The 16,672-nt window shown below is 58.8% G+C and carries 14 protein-coding genes; 6 read left to right on the top strand and 8 right to left on the bottom strand.

Annotated features, from left to right (window positions below; genetic code table 11):
- Positions 1 to 107: 107 nt before the first annotated feature.
- Positions 108 to 1,220 carry a hypothetical protein gene (locus tag NKJ09_RS02335; protein ID WP_352494618.1) on the bottom strand — a complete coding sequence of 371 codons (1,113 nt, stop codon included), beginning with the start codon at positions 1,218 to 1,220 and terminating at the stop codon, positions 108 to 110.
- 65 nt (positions 1,221 to 1,285) lie between these two features.
- Entirely contained in the window at positions 1,286 to 3,091 is a 1,806-nt protein-coding gene (locus NKJ09_RS02330; RefSeq protein ID WP_051409617.1) for an ABC transporter ATP-binding protein, read from the bottom strand.
- 525 nt (positions 3,092 to 3,616) lie between these two features.
- On the opposite strand from NKJ09_RS02330, the gene NKJ09_RS02325 reads away from it, so the two are divergent.
- The 3 genes from NKJ09_RS02325 (at position 3,617) to NKJ09_RS02315 (ending at position 8,075) form a co-directional block, all read left to right on the top strand.
- Positions 3,617 to 5,455 (top strand): carbamoyltransferase family protein, encoded by a 1,839-nt coding sequence (locus tag NKJ09_RS02325; protein ID WP_352494617.1) that lies wholly within the window; start codon positions 3,617 to 3,619, stop codon positions 5,453 to 5,455.
- A gap of 36 nt (positions 5,456 to 5,491) precedes the next feature.
- Positions 5,492 to 6,550 carry an SGNH/GDSL hydrolase family protein gene (locus NKJ09_RS02320; RefSeq protein ID WP_352762246.1) on the top strand — a complete coding sequence of 353 codons (1,059 nt, stop codon included), beginning with the start codon at positions 5,492 to 5,494 and terminating at the stop codon, positions 6,548 to 6,550.
- Between the two features lie 448 nt (positions 6,551 to 6,998).
- Positions 6,999 to 8,075, top strand: coding sequence for a GSCFA domain-containing protein (locus tag NKJ09_RS02315; protein ID WP_352762244.1), 1,077 nt, complete (start codon positions 6,999 to 7,001; stop codon positions 8,073 to 8,075).
- An 83-nt stretch (positions 8,076 to 8,158) separates the two neighbouring features.
- Here the strand turns inward: NKJ09_RS02315 and NKJ09_RS02310 are convergent, their stop codons facing one another.
- The 5 genes from NKJ09_RS02310 to NKJ09_RS02290 form a co-directional block, all read right to left on the bottom strand.
- On the bottom strand, positions 8,159 to 8,896 hold the full coding sequence (locus tag NKJ09_RS02310) for a TylF/MycF/NovP-related O-methyltransferase (RefSeq protein WP_352494614.1): 738 nt from the start codon (positions 8,894 to 8,896) through the stop codon (positions 8,159 to 8,161).
- A gap of 672 nt (positions 8,897 to 9,568) precedes the next feature.
- Positions 9,569 to 9,823 (bottom strand): DUF6894 family protein, encoded by a 255-nt coding sequence (locus tag NKJ09_RS32470; protein WP_023717696.1) that lies wholly within the window; start codon positions 9,821 to 9,823, stop codon positions 9,569 to 9,571.
- A 37-nt stretch (positions 9,824 to 9,860) separates the two neighbouring features.
- Positions 9,861 to 10,085 (bottom strand): hypothetical protein, encoded by a 225-nt coding sequence (locus tag NKJ09_RS02300; protein ID WP_023717697.1) that lies wholly within the window; start codon positions 10,083 to 10,085, stop codon positions 9,861 to 9,863.
- Between the two features lie 266 nt (positions 10,086 to 10,351).
- The gene (locus tag NKJ09_RS02295; protein ID WP_023717698.1) at positions 10,352 to 10,513 is read right to left on the bottom strand and encodes a hypothetical protein; all 162 of its coding nucleotides are present in this window, start codon (positions 10,511 to 10,513) and stop codon (positions 10,352 to 10,354) included.
- 435 nt (positions 10,514 to 10,948) lie between these two features.
- The gene (locus NKJ09_RS02290) at positions 10,949 to 11,320 is read right to left on the bottom strand and encodes a hypothetical protein (protein WP_352762242.1); all 372 of its coding nucleotides are present in this window, start codon (positions 11,318 to 11,320) and stop codon (positions 10,949 to 10,951) included.
- Between NKJ09_RS02290 and NKJ09_RS02285 the strand changes: the two genes are divergently transcribed.
- Positions 11,293 to 12,696, top strand: coding sequence for a methyltransferase family protein (locus tag NKJ09_RS02285; protein WP_352515821.1), 1,404 nt, complete (start codon positions 11,293 to 11,295; stop codon positions 12,694 to 12,696). The two genes, NKJ09_RS02290 and NKJ09_RS02285, sit on opposite strands and share 28 nt — an antisense overlap.
- A gap of 36 nt (positions 12,697 to 12,732) precedes the next feature.
- On the opposite strand, the gene NKJ09_RS02280 is transcribed toward NKJ09_RS02285, so the two are convergent.
- Positions 12,733 to 13,164, bottom strand: coding sequence for a DUF982 domain-containing protein (locus NKJ09_RS02280; protein WP_502901746.1), 432 nt, complete (start codon positions 13,162 to 13,164; stop codon positions 12,733 to 12,735).
- Between the two features lie 90 nt (positions 13,165 to 13,254).
- Here NKJ09_RS02280 and NKJ09_RS02275 point away from each other — a divergent pair, with 90 nt between their 5' ends.
- A complete protein-coding gene (locus NKJ09_RS02275) occupies positions 13,255 to 14,316 on the top strand; it encodes a glycosyltransferase family 4 protein (protein WP_352494611.1) in 1,062 nt (353 codons plus the stop codon).
- A gap of 48 nt (positions 14,317 to 14,364) precedes the next feature.
- Positions 14,365 to 16,527 (top strand): amylo-alpha-1,6-glucosidase, encoded by a 2,163-nt coding sequence (locus NKJ09_RS02270; RefSeq protein WP_352494610.1) that lies wholly within the window; start codon positions 14,365 to 14,367, stop codon positions 16,525 to 16,527.
- Positions 16,528 to 16,672 lie beyond the last annotated feature (145 nt).

Raw genomic sequence — 16,672 nt, 5'->3', positions numbered from 1 at the left:
TGCTCGATCAAAAAGCGTCTGTAGCCGCTTGCCCGCGCCTGCTTGCGGGCGCAGGTCCGCAGCTTTTGCTTTTTGAAGGACGGATCGTCTGTTCGGCACGGCGATCCTCAACAGGCAGCGTCGGAATGCGTCGTCAAGATCGACGAGAGTCTTTGACCAACCTCGTCGAGCACCACCGACCACGCGCGCCCTTCCTTACGAATGACGACGCCCTTCGGATACCAAGCCGTTCGATCGCCGATGACTGGCCACGCCGTCTGAAAATTGTCGTCGATCAGGAAAATAGTCGGAATACCAAGTGCTCCGGATAGATGAGCCGCCGTGTTGCTGATCGTCACGACGGCATCGAGCGCTGCGACCTGTGCAGCGAACCGGTCCATATCGACCATCTGGTCAACGCTGTCGTCATAGATAAGACGCGCGTCATTGCCATTGCGCAGGCGCCGCAGCGCCGGCTTGATCTGTCCGTACTGAAGCGAAACGAATGTCGCTTGTGTCTGGGCGATGAACCGTGCCCATTCGGGGAAGTCAGGCACGTCCTTGGTGTGGGATTTGCTACCCCAGGAGAGGCCGACCAGCGGCAGATCCGTGATCGAGCGATAATGCTTGCGGAATGTCTCGACGAGCCCAGGATCTGCTCGCAGCGGCACGAAGTCGGCGGCAAGTTTCTCGGCATCGCGTCCGAACACCCAGGCGAGATCTTCGAAGGTCGCATGTTTGTCGCCGATCACATCCTGCTGCGCCGGGACCACGGTCGCCTTCGGGAACGTTCGCTGCAGAATTGATATGAGCCGCGGCTCTGCCCGAATTGTTGCACTTTGCGCATAGGCAGCGGCGGCGCCGGCCAGTCGCGCGTGGCGGATAACCCGGCCAAGGCTGCGCGGGTCATCCTCCACAAGATCGATCAGCAGTGTATCCGAACCGAGGTTCTCCCCGGTCCACTCGTTGGCATTTTTCCCCTTCCGCAGCCGGCGAGCGGTAAGCCGTAGCTCGGCCGCCCGGGCGAAGTTGCCCAGCCGTTCGAAGGCCTGTCCTGCCTTCTGCATCAGCTCGGCGTTGCGGGAACGGTCAGCCATGATGGCCATTTCATTGATACTTGCTTCGAGGCCTGTCCAGTCCCTGCGCGCGATCAGCGCGTCGGCCTTGGCCTGCAGCTCAAGAACGGAATGAGGCTTGGAGCCGGCAAACAATGTCCGCGCGGCCTTTGTGTATCGGCGCAATCGCAGGCCTATCCCAGCAATCACATACCTGACATAGGAACCGTGATAAAAACTGGTCATCGCCGTCAGCGCAAAACGCTTTGCCGCAGCTGCTTGCTGCCCTCGACGATCGGGCCGGACGCCTCCAGGTGAAAGATCGAGCGATAAATTTCGCTGCGCCTGGCAAGCTCGTCATGAGTCCCGGCGTCCGCCAGAATGCCAGCGTCAAACACCAGGATGCGATCGGCTGCCTTGATGGTTGAAAGCCTGTGCGCAATGCAGATCACCGTGCGCTCGAATGCATCGTCGAAAGCAGCCTCCATGACCGCCCGTTCGTTTTCGCCGTCAAGCGCGGACGTTGCTTCATCATAGACGATTACCGGAGCATTCTTGAGCAGCGCGCGCGCGATGGCGACGCGTTGTTTCTGCCCGCCCGACAGGTTGGTGCCACTCGGCCCGACAAGAGTGTCGAGCCCGTTTTCAAGGCTGGAGGAAAAGCTGGTGACCCGGGCGAGGTCCGCCGCGGACTCGATTTCCTGATCGGTGGCGCCCGGGCGTCCGTCGCGGATGTTGTCGCGGATCGAGCCTTCGAACAGGAAGACATCCTGTGACACCAGTGCGATATTGTCGCGAACGTCGGCGAGGCCGATCTTGGAAATGTCCTTTCCGTCGATGAGGATCCGGCCCTTGTCCGGCTCAATGAGGCGCAGGATCAGATTGACGATGGTGGTCTTGCCGGCGCCGGAGCGGCCGACGATCGCCAGCTTCTCACGGGGCCGTACCTCGAAGGAAACGCCGTGCAGCGCCGGGCTGTTGCCTTCGTAGGAGAAGGCCACATCTTCAAAACGGATACCGCCCTCGACATCGGTGAGGCGCTCGCCGGCGGTTGCGAGTTGTCGCTGCTCGGGCGTATCGATCAAATCATACATCTGCTCAACCGCCACCATCTGCTTCTGGATATCGACATTGACGCGGGCCAGCCGCTTGGCGGGCTCATAGGCAAGCAGAAAGGCGGTTATGAAGGCCATGAACTCGCCCGGGGTCTTGCCGTTGCCGAGGGTCTGCCAACTGGCATAAATGACGAACAGCCCGATGATCACGCCGCCGCCGGTCTCCATCAACGGACTCATCAACGCTGACGTCCGGTTTATCTGGATGCCGCGCCTTTCCATCTTGCCGACGGCCTTTGCGAAGCTGGCGACCGCCTTGTCTTCGAGCTGAAAGGACTTGATGGTCCGGATACCTTCGACGGCTTCCGTGCCGATCGACTGGACCAGTGCAGCCAACTCCGTCTCGCCCCTTGCCAGCGCCTTGAGCTTCCTGGTTATGGCGCCCACCGACAGGAACAGCAGCGGCAGAACCGCCACGGATATCAGCGACATCATCGGATCCTGCTTGACCATGACGCTTGCCAGGCCAATCAGCGTCAGCACATCGGAGACGGTGCTGCTCGTGAGCGTCAGAATAACGGATGACCCGGCGCGCGCGTTGAACATGATCTTGGAGACGAATTTCGCCGGATGCTGATTGGCGAAACGACCGATGTCGAAACGCACCATTCGAGAAAACTGGCGGTTTTGCAGGTCCGAGACGATAGCCCGGCGAATCTTTCCCGTCGTGATGGTCTGGCAATAGGCGGCTATGCCCTTAACCAGGAAAATGCCGATGATTACGGCGCTGATACCCCATGCGGCGGCAGCGTTGCGTTCCACATAGATGCTATTGACCATGGTGCTCATGATCCAAGCCGACGCGGCGGTCGTCGCCGCAACGGCGATCGAACACAGCAAACCGGCGAGATACAGCGTTTTGTGCGGCGGCAGGTTCTCGATGATCAGACGCTTAACCAGCGGGTATGCCAGCACCGCCGAAATTCGTCTCTTTGCGCTCATTCCATTTCCCGATGCGATGTGCGTTGGTACCGGAGGGCCTCTGCTCTCTGCCGACCCGCACGATTTCGGGACGCCGCTTGAGCATCCGCGATAGTTCATATCCTATTCCATGTCTGTGGCTTCGTTCGGAGCCGCAGTCAATGCCGAACCCGACTCATTGAATGGCGACCGTCAAGGCTGCCGCACGGGCTCAATCGGCTCGGTGATACGCCGCGTCCTTGACAAGCTTTGTTCCTTCGGCTCAATCGTTTGCCAATAGCTTGGGTGCATTCTCGTGGTGGGCGAAAATAGTGTCTGACATTCACAACGTGCCCTCCAAGAGGGCTGCGACCAATGGTTGGTTTTCCGACTTGGTGTGTGCATCGACGTTCTTTGGGGTGGTATTTCCCGTCGGATTTGCACGCCGGTTGGTCAGAGTGATCTGCCGACGGCTCCAAAGAACGCATTCCAATGATACATTTTGGATTGAACGAAGAACCAAGAACGATTTGAACTCGATGACCCATCAGTTTTGAAGACAATATTATGACCAATATATTGGGCATATCGGCTTTCTACCACGACAGCGCGGCCTCCCTCGTCGTCGACGGCGCCATCATTTCGGCGGCCCAGGAGGAGCGGTTCACCCGTCGAAAAGCCGACGAACGCTTCCCCTCAAACGCCATTCGGTCCGTTTTGCAGACCGGCGGTGTCTTGCTGAAGGATGTGGACTACGTCGTATTCTATGAAAAGCCGCTGCTAAAATTTTCGCGTCTGCTTGAAACCTATCTCGACGCCGCTCCTAGCGGATTCGATTCATTCCGAAAGGCGATGCCCGCTTGGCTGACGGGAAAATTATTTCAGAAGAGGATCATTTTCGACGAACTCCGCAGAATCGACCGCGGCTTCAAGGATCCATCCCGGATCCTTTTTTCCGAACACCACGTGAGCCACGCGGCCAGCGCGTTTTTCCCGTCGCCCTTTAACGAAGCTGTGGTTTTGACTCTCGACGGCGTTGGCGAGAAAGCAACCACGACAGTTGCGATCGGCAGGGGCGCAACTCTCGATGTCGTGCGGGAATTGCGGTTTCCGCATTCGCTCGGGCTTCTATACGCAGCGTTCTGTTATTATCTCGGCTTCAAGATAAACAGTGGCGAATACAAGGTGATGGGGCTGGCCCCCTATGGTGTGCCTCGGTTCAAATCGCTGATCCTGGAAAAGCTGGTCGACCTGAAGGAGGACGGAACCTTCCGTCTCGACCAAAGCTATTTCGCGTATGCCACTGGACTGAAAATGACGAACGCACGGTTCGCCAGCCTCTTCGGACAGCCGGTAAGGCGCCCTGATACCGATCCGTTAACTGATTTTCACATGGACGTTGCCGCGTCCATCCAAGGCGTCGCCGATGAGATCGTTCTTCGGCTGACCCGCAGCTTGGCACGAGATTTTGCAATTCCCAATCTGTGCATGGCCGGCGGTGTGGCGCTTAACTGCGTGGCGAACGGCAAAGTGCTCAGAGATGGTGCCTTCAAGAGAATCTGGGTTCAGCCCGCAGCCGGCGATGCCGGAGGCTCGCTTGGGGCCGCACTCGCCGCCTGGCATCTTAAACTCGGCGGTGAGCGGGTTATAGCCAAGCAAGATTCCATGAAAGGGAGTTATCTCGGTCCGGAATTCGGTCAGAGCGAGATCGAAGCGCAACTCAGCCGAGCCAAAGCCGTTTTCGAAGTCATGCCAACCGACCAACTGATCGATGCCACGGCTGCGGCGCTGGCCGACGGCAAGGCGGTGGGGTGGTTCCAGGGCAGGATGGAATTCGGACCACGGGCGCTTGGCAACAGATCCATCCTTGCAGATCCGCGGTCGGACCATATGCAGAAGACGCTCAATCTCAAGGTCAAGTTTCGCGAGAGTTTTCGTCCGTTCGCCCCCTCAGTCCTGTCGGCACATGTGTCGGACTGGTTCGATCTGGAGGGTGAATCGCCTTATATGCTCCTCGTTGCTCCGGTTAAGCAGAGCCGTCACCGCGCGATGACTGCATCCGAGGCCGCTATGTTCGGAATAGACAAGCTGAACGTCCGTCGGTCCGAGATTCCTGCCGTCACGCATGTCGACTATTCGGCCAGGATTCAGACGGTGCACGTCGAGACCAACCCGCTATACCACGCGTTGATCACCCGGTTTGAAGCGCTTACCGGCTGTCCTGTCTTGGTGAACACCAGTTTCAATGTGCGCAGCGAGCCGATCGTATGTTCCCCGACGGATGCTTTTCGCTGCTTCATGGGAACGGATCTGGACGTGCTGGTGGCTGGTAACTGCGTTCTCCATAAGCCGAAGCAGGATTCCGCCCTCGCAATGGACTACCGCGGTGAGTTTGAGCCCGATTGAGCACGCGCACGAAAGGCGTTGCTACATGGTGTCGAGATGAACGTGGTTAAAAAGCAACTTTGGAGAGCGCGGCGCACTTTGCGCAAAGGCCTCATTATGCTTCTAGGCGATAGGGCGCTGCTCCAGATCGGTTTCCCAGGCTTGATTGCCAAATGGGCTGGTTGCCCGACACCTTTGGTTCGGCCAAACCCCTATACCCTATATGAGCTGAATCCTGTGTGGCACTCGGGCAACGGCAGATCGAGACACAATAGCCTGGGCTTCCGGGGCCCGGAAACCGCCATGCCGAAGCCGGAGCAATGTCTAAGAGTTGTCTGTATGGGAGAATCGTCTACTTATTGTACCGGAATAGAAGACGATAGCCGTACTTATCCGCACCGGCTGGGCGAATACCTGAGGGATCTGAAACCGGGAGTCGAAATTGACATCGTCAACGCAGGAGTTGGCGGATATACCTCGGTCGAGAACGTTTTGAGACGTCTTTTCCACGTAGCGCCATTGTCACCTAATCTTATCGTATACTACTATACCCACAATGATGTTCATCCTCGCCGACTGGAAGGACTGTCTCGAGACTACAACCAGTATTCCTGCTCCTGGTTCGAGCCACCGTCAGGTGGCGGGCTTTCGGGTTGGTTCAAAAGACGGCAAAATCTGGCGACCGCGTATGTCGGGAACATTGTTCGACGTCGAGGCGATGGACGTCGAAATTCGAAGCACATTGCGCACAATCCACCAGACGCGTTTCGCGCGAACTTTAGTGCACTGGTCGTCCTCGCAGAGGCAGCCGGGGCCTCGGTTCTCTTCGTAAACCCCAATTATCGGCAGGAAGACCCAAACGATCCCGCTGCAAACGCGGTTTGGGAACACAGACGCATTGTGGAAGACATAGCCAAGCGAACCGGCGCCTCGGTCGTTGATCTCCATGGATCGTTGCCTTACCTTTGCCAACGCAGCGAGACTTTGGATAGAAATTATTACGACGAGGTGCATTTCACCGAGAAGGGAGCGGATTCCGCTGCCAGGATTGTTGCCAACGCGATTATGGAACAGGGTCTTCTGAACTTTTCCAAAGAGAAACCTCTAATATACTGACGTATACGAGAGAAAAACTATGAATGTTTTCCATGAATAGTATATTTTTTTGGATATCCGCTGCTTTGCTGGTTGTAGCCGCAATAGCATTGGTGCGGATGGTCATAAAAAAACGAGGAAAAGCTGACGAGGAAGCTGAGCCGGAGGACAATTACCCTCTCTGGTAGGCCCTAATCCCTCGGTCTGCCTTGGGTTACGCCAGACGTGCGCGAGAGAGATCCCCCGGTCCCAAGGGCGCGGCTCATGTTGCGTTGCCGATCCACCAAAGGCGATTTCTGCACAACTGTCGGGGTCAGCGGACAGCCCGACAGACGCCTTAATGAAGCGTGAAGCGGGACCAGACTGCGCCGCGACAACATGCGCCAAAAGAACCGCATCTGAGGTCTGACGTCGTTCGAATAGTCAATCTTGAATCCTTCTGATTGCAGCTAGCCGCGAAGCGGACTACATGTCCGGCATTGCGGTTGGGGCCAGCTGTGACCACTATGGAGCGACTGTGCCATTTCTGGAGCGAGTTAAACGAAGGTACCTTCGGATACGCAATCGACTCGGATACGCCAAACCTGTCCGTCTGATGGCGTCGGATAAATTGAACGCGAAGTATGGCGACTTTGTAAGCTCTGGCGCCATTACTATACGCAAAACCCCCGTATTAACTTCTGACGATATATTCTTCACGATGGGGAGTTGCTTTGCGCAGGAAATTCGACGCGCGTTGACAAACAGACGCATCGCATGCGTCCCGTCCTACGGAAATATCAGCTTCGACCCCGCGGAGGCCATTGTAGATGAGCTGCCTCGGCAGGAACATATGAACTTCTACAACACTTTCACTGTTCGCCTCCAGCTCGAGCAAATGCTTGGCGTGTGGGATCAGGCAGACGACGACTGGTGGCAGGTCAAGAAACGCGTCCCTTGGGGCTCGGCCAGCTTTCAGGACCCGTATCGGCGCGGTATTTTCGCCAAATCTCCGGAAATTCTCAAAGAGGTGATCGGGAGCGTAAACCGGGAGATGCGGGCTGGCTTCGATGCCGCCACGGCATTCATATTCACCTTTGGAATGACCCAGGTCTTCATCAACAAGGCCAGTGGCAAAGCAGCAGCGCAGAAGCCGCTCTATCTCGGCGGCGGCGGAATGCAGGAAACAACGCTTCACGTCAGCAGCTTTCAGGAAAACTACGCCAACGTGATGGCTGCCGTGGACATGGTCCGTGAACGCAAACCCGATGCGCCGATAATTCTCACGGTCTCACCGGTTGCATTGGCGCGCACATTTCAGGACGCGGATGTCGTCACCGCGAGCACTGAAGGCAAATCCGTTCTTCGCGCCGTGCTTGGTCAAGTCTGCCGGGAACGGGACAATGTCCATTATCTTCCCTCGTTCGAGCTTGTCACCTATGGAGGCCTCGCTCGTAGCTACAGAGAGGACTTGCGGCACGTAAAGAACTCAGTCGTCGACGAGATCGTTGAGCAGTTCTTCAATGCCTATTTTGCTCCGTCGCAGGTGCCATCAAGCGAGAATTGATACCCATGCCCTGCCGATCTCTATCGCGGCATTCGGTGACGTCCTCGCTTCATCCGATGGAGAGCCGCCGCAACCATTCAGGACTAGCCTGCCTTTATGACAATCGCCTGCCCCGTTGGAAGTTCGATAATGCCTTCCGGGCGGTTTTCGAAGAATTGGTCAAAGGCCTTTCGGGCTCCAGGACAGAGCGCGGAGCCGTAGTCATCGCATATGATGACGCCATGTGCGCACACCCGATCGTAGAAGAAGGCAAGCGCGTCACGCGTCGGCTCGTATAGATCGACGTCAATATGGACCAGGGCGAAACGCCGGTCGGCTACGCTGGGAAAAGTTTCCGGTATCCATCCCACATGAAAAGTTGTGTTGCCGAAGTCCGAAATATTCTCTCTGGCTACCCTCTCGTCAGTGCTGAGATCGCCGGACTTCCACGGCGTTTGGCCGTTTCGCTTGCGATCCTCTGCGGTCGGTTCCGAGAGGCCGGCGAACGAGTCGAAAAGGTGATAGTGCCGTGGCCGAAGATCGCTCATCAGCATGAATATCGTCGACCGGCCTTGCCTTACGCCGCATTCGGCCACATCGCCGTCGATCCGCTCGATCGATCGTAGGCAGCTTTGCAGGACAAAAGCTCGCGGATCTGGAATCCCGCGGATGTTTTTGACCCGCTGCAGTGCCTTGCGGAAAAATGGCTGGTCCTTCCAGACCATATGGCTGGAATAGACATAGAAGCCGTATCTGTCCGCCTTCTTCTGTGCGATCTTATACCAAGCCACGCCTCGGCGTTTGTTTGAAAAAACAGCAAGTGCCGCGTCTCTCAATTTCACCTGTATCCTCCAGCATTCGGTATGTGTTCTGATGACGGCAGAGAGAAACTCTGCCGTCATCAGACGCGAAATGACGTCGAGTTCCGACTGAAGGACATGGCCTTATCCCGCAACGAAGCGCTTCCGGTGCACGTAATAAGCCAAGATCGGGAATGGAACTCCCATGCACTGCGACTCAAGATCACGGTCACGTACCAGTCCGGAAATTGGTCGATTGCCAGCGGAAGTTAGCACACTGCCCGGCTTAATCTGCGCGCCGCAACGATGGCGCGGCACCTCCTCATCACATATTTGCGCACAGCAGGGCAATGCCCGCAGCAGATGTGCGTCGAAAGTGTCAGGCGCCCTCGTCGCGCCTGGAGCGTCAGAGAGCCCAACTCGGCGACCAGGGAGATCAGGCCGTCGCGATCGCGGATCAGTCTCGCCGCGCTCGCCTTGGTCAGTCCCCTGCCCTCGAGATCCTGGAACGCTACGGTAGCCCTGGGCCGACAAACGGGAGCATAAATAGTTCCCCTGTCGGCAAGGCAAGCCATGTTTGTTCTTGCTTTGTGCCGGCAGCTATGCTACTAATTTGCTTATGGTGCTGATTTGCGCCAACGACCGCCTTGCCGCGACATGCGGTTTTTCAGCCAGGCTCGACAAAGCTCGCCCGCATTGCGGGCCTTTGGCCAATCACGGTCGAGTGCCAGCCTTTTCGGCAGCTTCCGAGAAGGGAAATCGGAATAGCAGCTTCCGGTTCTCGTCGCAGATTTCGAAGGAAAGACCTGTCAGGACCGGGCTGCCGCTGAGCAGGCCCTCGGCCAGGATTTCCTTGGCCGAAGCCATGGCGTTATCCTGAGCCGCGGACAAACCGTCCAACTCCTGACCCTCGAAATCTTCCGTCAAGCGGCCGTCATTGTTTCGGAAGTGAAAAAAATATCTCGGCATGCCGGTTCCGGTTGGTCGGTTTATCTAATTTTAGCCTTCATGCGTCAGGTCGATCGAACAGCACCCCCAGCCCATGTTCGAACGCACATGCCGCAATCATGTCGTCCAAGGCTTTTCCGGAGACCGGGCAATTCGGCATGACAGCCCTGATGGCGATCTCAGCCGCTGCGGTAGAAACCTCATCGTGGCGCCTCTTCCTGGTCTCGATATATTGCTCGATCAGAATTTTCAGGCGCCGCGCTGCAATCTCGTCAACGACCATGGTTCTCCCTCGATTCGGCACAATGTCCGTCTTCCGGGGTCCGTCTTGCGGGTGAACGGTCCGCCGCCATTGGGTAGCAGCGGACCACTCGGCTGGGTGAGCCAACGGCCCGAGGCGGGGGTGTCTCGGACCGCCACCACAATAGCTTCGAGAGGCCACACGTTCCACAGGACGCTGCCGTTGGTAATTTTCGTACACTGAACATTGCCGCGGGCAGTCCGGGACTGTGTGATTTTTTGGCTAAGCCGCCGTCGCCGGATGCCGGATCAGCTCCGGCTTTGATAGCTGTAGATGCCGGCGCCGATCGCGACCGCTCCTACGGTTATCAGGATCGATGGCAGCCCCATCGACGTGGCGATGATCCCCCAGACGATGGCGACGGCAATTGCGCCGGCCGTTCCCAACACCAGTCTAAGCCGTTTCGACATTATCTGTTTCCCCCGAAAAGCGCATCTTTGGTCTTTTTCTGATCGAAATACCGCAATGCGGCACCATTGTCTGCGCTTTGTCCAACGTTTTTACGCCGCCCCTGAGCCCGACCGCTGAGGCGTAAGCGATCCGTATGCGGCCTTGTTGCAAACACCCGCTCGACAATGAGGAAGCTTGGGCGAAAGCCCGAGAAGCGAGGCGTCAGAAAGCGAGGTATCTATGCAAAATTTTCGGAATTTACTCCGGTTCACAATCATGGGCATGGCGGCCACGACAACCGCAATAGTCATCACAGGCCTTACCCCCGAGACAACCGAAGCGACTTTGATTTGCCATAGGGTGGTCTGCCAGAAGGCGAGCAATGAACGCAGTGCTTTCGGCACCAAATATCAGCGCAAGTGCACCTGCGAAAATGTAAGCGAGGGCGCTAACAACTATCCCTCCCCGCGCAACGCCAACAAGGGGCCCATCGGCGGTTCGAGCGGCACCAGCAGTTCAGGCGGCAGTAGTGGTTCGAGCGGCACCAGCAGCTCAAGCGGCAGCAGTGGTTCGAGCGGCACCAGCAGCTCAAGCGGCAGCAGTGGTTCGAGTGGCAGCAGTGGTTCGAGTGGCAGCAGCGGCTCGAGCGGCACCAGTGGTTCAAGCGGCAGCGGTGGTTCAAGCGGCAGCAGCGGCTCGAGCGGCACCAGTGATTCAAGCGGCAGCAGCGGGTCGAGCGGCACCAGTGGTTCAAGCGGCAGCAGCGGTTCGAGTGGCAGCAGTGGTTCAAGCGGCGGCAATGACGGAACAAGCAGCGGCGGATCCAACGGCAGCGGTGGAGTGTAGCAGCTGCTCAAGTGGCTCCAGCGGCGGCGGGTGGGCACACCACGTGACCCGTGCCGGCCGCCCACGACGATCAAACCCTCACGACAACGGGAGTAGTAGCTTGACGCTCCAACCGAAATCCGCGACCGCGCCCCTCACCGGCCTTGCAGGACTGCTTGGTCTTGCGCTGGCCGTCGGGGTGCTCGTCGACAGAAGCTGGCCTGTGCATTTGCAGGCCATGACTGTCATTGCAGCTACCGCGGCAGCGATGATCGCGGTCGACACGGCCTATTTCCAGACGTTTCGAAGGCGTTCAACGGGATTGCAGGCAAAGCCGATGCGAGCGCTTGAAGTCGAGCGCGTCATGCGCAAACTCATCGGCTTCATCGTCACGCTCACGACGATTGCCGCAGTCTACTGGATATTGCCGGAATACCGGCGTGAGTTTTACGCCCCCTACTGGGCAGCTCTCTACGACACCTTGCCGGCGCTGCTCGTCGCCGCGCCGTTTTATGTTGCTTATGTCGATCGCCGGCAAACCGATCCGGAAGATTCATATGCCGAAATCGGTGCATTCGTCCTCGGCGGCGCCGTGCCGCAAAGGACTGAGCAGATACGCCAGCATGTGCGGGGCTGGATCGTCAAAGGCTTCTTCCTGCCGCTGATGTTCGTCTATCTGTGCTCCGCGCTAGGTTCGATCCTGGCCGGACTGGAACAACCGTATCAATTCGACATCATGCGCTGGCACGCTTTTGCAATCGATCTCCTGTTCATGGTGGATGTCCTTGTCGCGGTCGTCGGCTACATTTTCACGCTGCGCGTCCTCGACAACCATATCCGCACCGTCGAGCCCACTGTGTTCGGCTGGCTGGTTTGTCTTGCCTGTTATGAACCCATGAATGCCGCCACCCGTGCCTACCTGAATTACGAAACGGGCGTCAACTGGACGGCGGTGATGCCCACACCGGCGCTCCAGGTTTTCTGGGGATCGGCGATCGTCTTCTGCGTCTTGATTTTTGTCTGGTCCACCGTGAGCTTTGGCCTGAGATTTTCCAATCTCACCAACCGCGGAATCATCACCTGCGGACCGTATCGCTGGATCAAGCACCCCGCCTATGTTTCGAAAAACCTCTCCTGGTGGCTGGTCTCCGTCCCTTTCCTCACCGCCACGGGACCCGCTGAAGCGCTGCGGCACTCCGCCATCCTGCTCGGGCTCAACGCCGTCTATGCACTTCGCGCCATCACCGAGGAACGCCATCTGTCACGCGACCCCGATTATGCCGCCTATTGCGATTACATCGCCGAGAACGGTGCTGTAGCCCAGTTCAAACGACTGTTCGCGAAAGCGAGTCGGTCGCCGATCGGGCGTTCCGGCTGAATGATATCTTGTTTTGAGGGTTAGCGGCAGCTGGCGCTATCGTCGCAGCGCATCCGCGCGATGCCGATCCTCGCCGCTCACCGGCAACGGCCTATCGCCCTCGAGCAGGCGGGTGATCCGGGCGAAGCCGGCAAAAGCCTTTCTCGCTTCCTCGGCCGACATCCGGCCGGCCATGGCCGCAGCACAGCAATTCACCGCACATTGGTAAACCGGCCCGCGCCGCCCGGCCGGCCATTTTCGCAGGAATGCCATCGCTTCGGCAACGCTGTCGATTTCCTCCACAGGCTGTCCCTGTCCGCGCAAAATCCGCACGGGCGAAAAGAATTGCAAGCGGTCCATCATTTCCTCCCCGTCGACCGGATGCGTGCGATCGAACCCCACTAAACTCGTGAACTGGCCCTTTGGTTCCCGGCAAAAGAGGCTTGCCATGAAAAATGTTGGCTGGACGGCAAGCTCCGGCAGTCCCAATTGCGCGACATCTTGCCGTTGTACGGGAACGTTAGCGCGACTGATGCATTTCGATCCCACGAGCAGTCTTTTTGAGGGAAATGCCAAAACATGAGATTAGCCCATGTGGCGCCGCTCCATGAATCCGTGCCACCCCGGTTCTATGGAGGGACGGAGCGCATCGTCTCCTATCTGACCGAAGGATTGGTCGAGCTTGGCCATGACGTGACCCTGTTCGCCAGCGGCGATACCAAAACGTCGGCGAAATTGGTGGCGTGTCGCGAGCGTGCGCTGCGTCTCGATCCGCGCCCCCACAAATCCGAAACCGCGGCACATCTCTCTATGCTTGCCGAGGTGAGGAACCGTGCGCAGCAGTTCGACGTCATCCACTTCCATCTCAGCCACTTCCTGCATTTTCCTTTCTTCGAACACATGCCCGACCGGACGGTGACAACACCGCATGGCAGGCTCGACTATGTCGATCTGGCGCCGGCCTACGAACGTTTTCCGCGCTTTCCGATGATCTCGATTTCCCGCAGCCAGAGAGCCGGACTCGCCAAGGCCAATTGGCTGGCGACCATCCATCACGGGCTGCCGATCGATATCTACGAGCCGACTTTCGAGACGGATGCGGACGAGCCGTATCTGGCCTTCCTGGGCCGGCTGTCGCGCGACAAGCGCCCCGATCGTGCCATCGAGATCGCCTTGCGCTCCGGGCTGAAACTGAAGCTTGCGGCAAAGATTGGCGATGACGACCGCGCGTTTTTCCACGACACGGTCGAGCCGCTGATCGACGGCGACCGTGTCGATTATATCGGCGAGATCGAAGAGGACAGAAAGGCGGAATTCCTCGGCAAGGCGGCCGGCCTGCTGTTTCCGATCGATTGGCCGGAGCCGTTCGGCCTTGCCGCGATAGAGGCGATGGCCTGCGGCACGCCGGTAATCGCCTGGAATTGCGGTGCCCTGCCGGAGATCATCGACCACGGCGTGACCGGTTTCCTTGTCGATACAGTCGACGCTGCGGTCGCCTCGATACCGGAATTGCTACGCCTCGACAGGCGTCAGGTGAGAGCCGTATTCGAGAACCGTTTTTCTGCCACGAGAATGGCCCACGACTATGTGGCAGCCTATGCGCACCTGATCGGTGCTCCCGGTGAAGCGAGAGCGTCCTGATCGGCGTCATTGTGGAAGTTGAGAACGAAACGACAGAGTTTGTGACGAATGAATCAACTCGACGAGCGTAAGCTTGATCCCGCCGTAGCCCTTGCCTCTCTCGACGAGGTCGCGCCTCGGGAGCCGCACCGGCTGTTCGCCCTCAAGCAAGGCGACTGCTTCGCGGTGGCCGACGCCTATGGCGACATCCGCGGCGCCGGCGACGGCTTTTTCCGAGACGACACGCGTGTGCTTTCGGAATTTCGGTTGACGGTCGGTGGCCGGCAAATGTCGCTGCTCGGCGCATCGCTCAGCCAGGACAATGTGCTTTTCACCTCGAACCTGACCAATCTGCCGATTCAGAGTGTCGGTGGCCGGGATATTCCGCAGGGCGCGATCCACATAGAACGCGTCAGGCTGCTTTGGCAGGACCGGCTGTTCGAGCGCATCACCCTTTCCAACTACAGCCAGGAATCGTCGGCCATTCGGGTTTCCTTGCATTTCGCAGCAGATTTCCGTGACATGTTCGAGGTGCGCGGCTCGACCCGGCCCAAGCGCGGGATAGCCCATGCCGCCGAGACCAGTCCGACGTCCGTGGTGCTTCGATATGACGGGCTGGACCAGCTTGTGCGCCTGTCGGCGATCTCGTTCTCGCAAGCCCCGGACAATTTGACCACCAACCGTGCGGATTTCCTGATTGCGGTGACTAAGCGCAGCAGCGAGGTCCTCTATATCGAAGTCGGCCCGGAAGTGGCGGAGACACCCGACCGCGACCGTTTTCGGGCTGCCGCCGCCCGCGCTCGCTTCGGCATGCGCGCCAAACGCCGCCACGGCGCGACGGTGCACAGCTCTGGCCGCGTCTTCAACGACTGGATCGAGCGCGCGCGCGCGGACGTGGCGTTGCTGACCACCGAGCTTGCAACCGGACCTTACCCCTATGCCGGCATACCCTGGTTCTCGACGGCGTTTGGCCGCGACGGGGTGATCTCCGCACTGCAGATGCTGTGGTTGAATCCCGGGCTGGCGCGCGGCGTGCTCGCCTTTCTCGCCCAGCATCAGGCAACCGAAACGTCGCCGTTCAGCGATTCGCAGCCGGGCAAGATCATGCACGAGACCCGCAAGGGCGAGATGGCGGCACTGCGGGAGCTCCCGTTTGGCCGCTATTACGGCGGTGTCGACACCACGCCGCTCTACATTCATCTCGCTTGTGCCTATGCGGATCGTACCGGCGACATGGCGTTCATCGACAGCCTGTGGCCATCGCTCTGTGCTGCGGCCGAATGGACCGAAGAGATAAGCCGCGCGACCGGGTTCGTTACCTATCAGCGCGGCGCCGAGTCCGGCCTCGCCAACCAGGGCTGGAAAGACAGCTTCGATTCGGTCTTCCATGCCGATGGCCGCATGCCCAAGGGGCCGATCGCCCTGGTGGAGGTGCAAGGCTATGTCTTTGCCGCGTTCCGTGGGCTGGCAGCGCTCGCCCGCCGCCGTGGCGAGGACGACAAGGCCGATCATTGGGACGAACGCGCCGAAACCACGCGCACCGCGGTCGAACGCCATTTCTGGATGGACGATCTCAATTTCTACGCCATGGCGATCGACGGTGCCGGCGAGGTCTGCAAGGTACGGACGTCGAATGCCGGCCATCTCCTCTATGTCGGGCTGCCCGAGCCGGAACGGGCGCAGTTGGTCGCCGATCAGCTGCTCTCGGCGTCGTTCCACTCGGGTTGGGGCGTCAGGACGCTGGCCGACGATGCGATATTCTTCAATCCCATGTCTTACCACAACGGTTCGATCTGGCCGCACGACACTGCCATGTGCGGTGCCGGCCTGGCACGTTATGGCGTACGCGACAGCGTGGTGCGGCTGATGAGCGGCACGTTCGAGTCGGCTGTCCATTTCAACATGCGGCTGCCGGAACTGTTCTGCGGTTTTACCAGGTCGCCGGGCGAAGCGCCGATCGCCTATCCCGTCGCGTGCCTGCCGCAGGCCTGGTCGGCGGGATCGGCCTTCATGTTGATGCAGGCCTGCCTTGGCCTGGAAATCGATGGCTGGGACGGTGAAATCCGGGTCACCCGCCCGAGGCTGCCGATCGGCATCGACACGCTGACACTGCGGCATCTGGGTGTCGGCTCGGCGGTGGTCGACCTCACATTCCAGCGTGTCGGCGATCGGGTCGTCGCCTTTCTCGCCGATCGGTATGAGGGGATGGTACCGCTCATCGTGCGCACCTGACGCCGCCTCGCAGCGGCGCATCGAAAACGACGCGCGGCACCGCAATCGTCCGGAACCGATAGCCTCTTTGTGCGTTGCAAAAATGGGCGGCGTGGGAACTGTTGTTGTCGCACGGCAGCGAACCAGAAAAACCAATAAAAACGGC

The sequence above is a fragment of the Mesorhizobium sp. M0189 genome, from assembly GCF_040322135.1.
Classification (GTDB): Bacteria; Pseudomonadota; Alphaproteobacteria; order Rhizobiales; family Rhizobiaceae; genus Mesorhizobium.
This window is presented reverse-complemented; position numbering and strand designations above follow the sequence as displayed.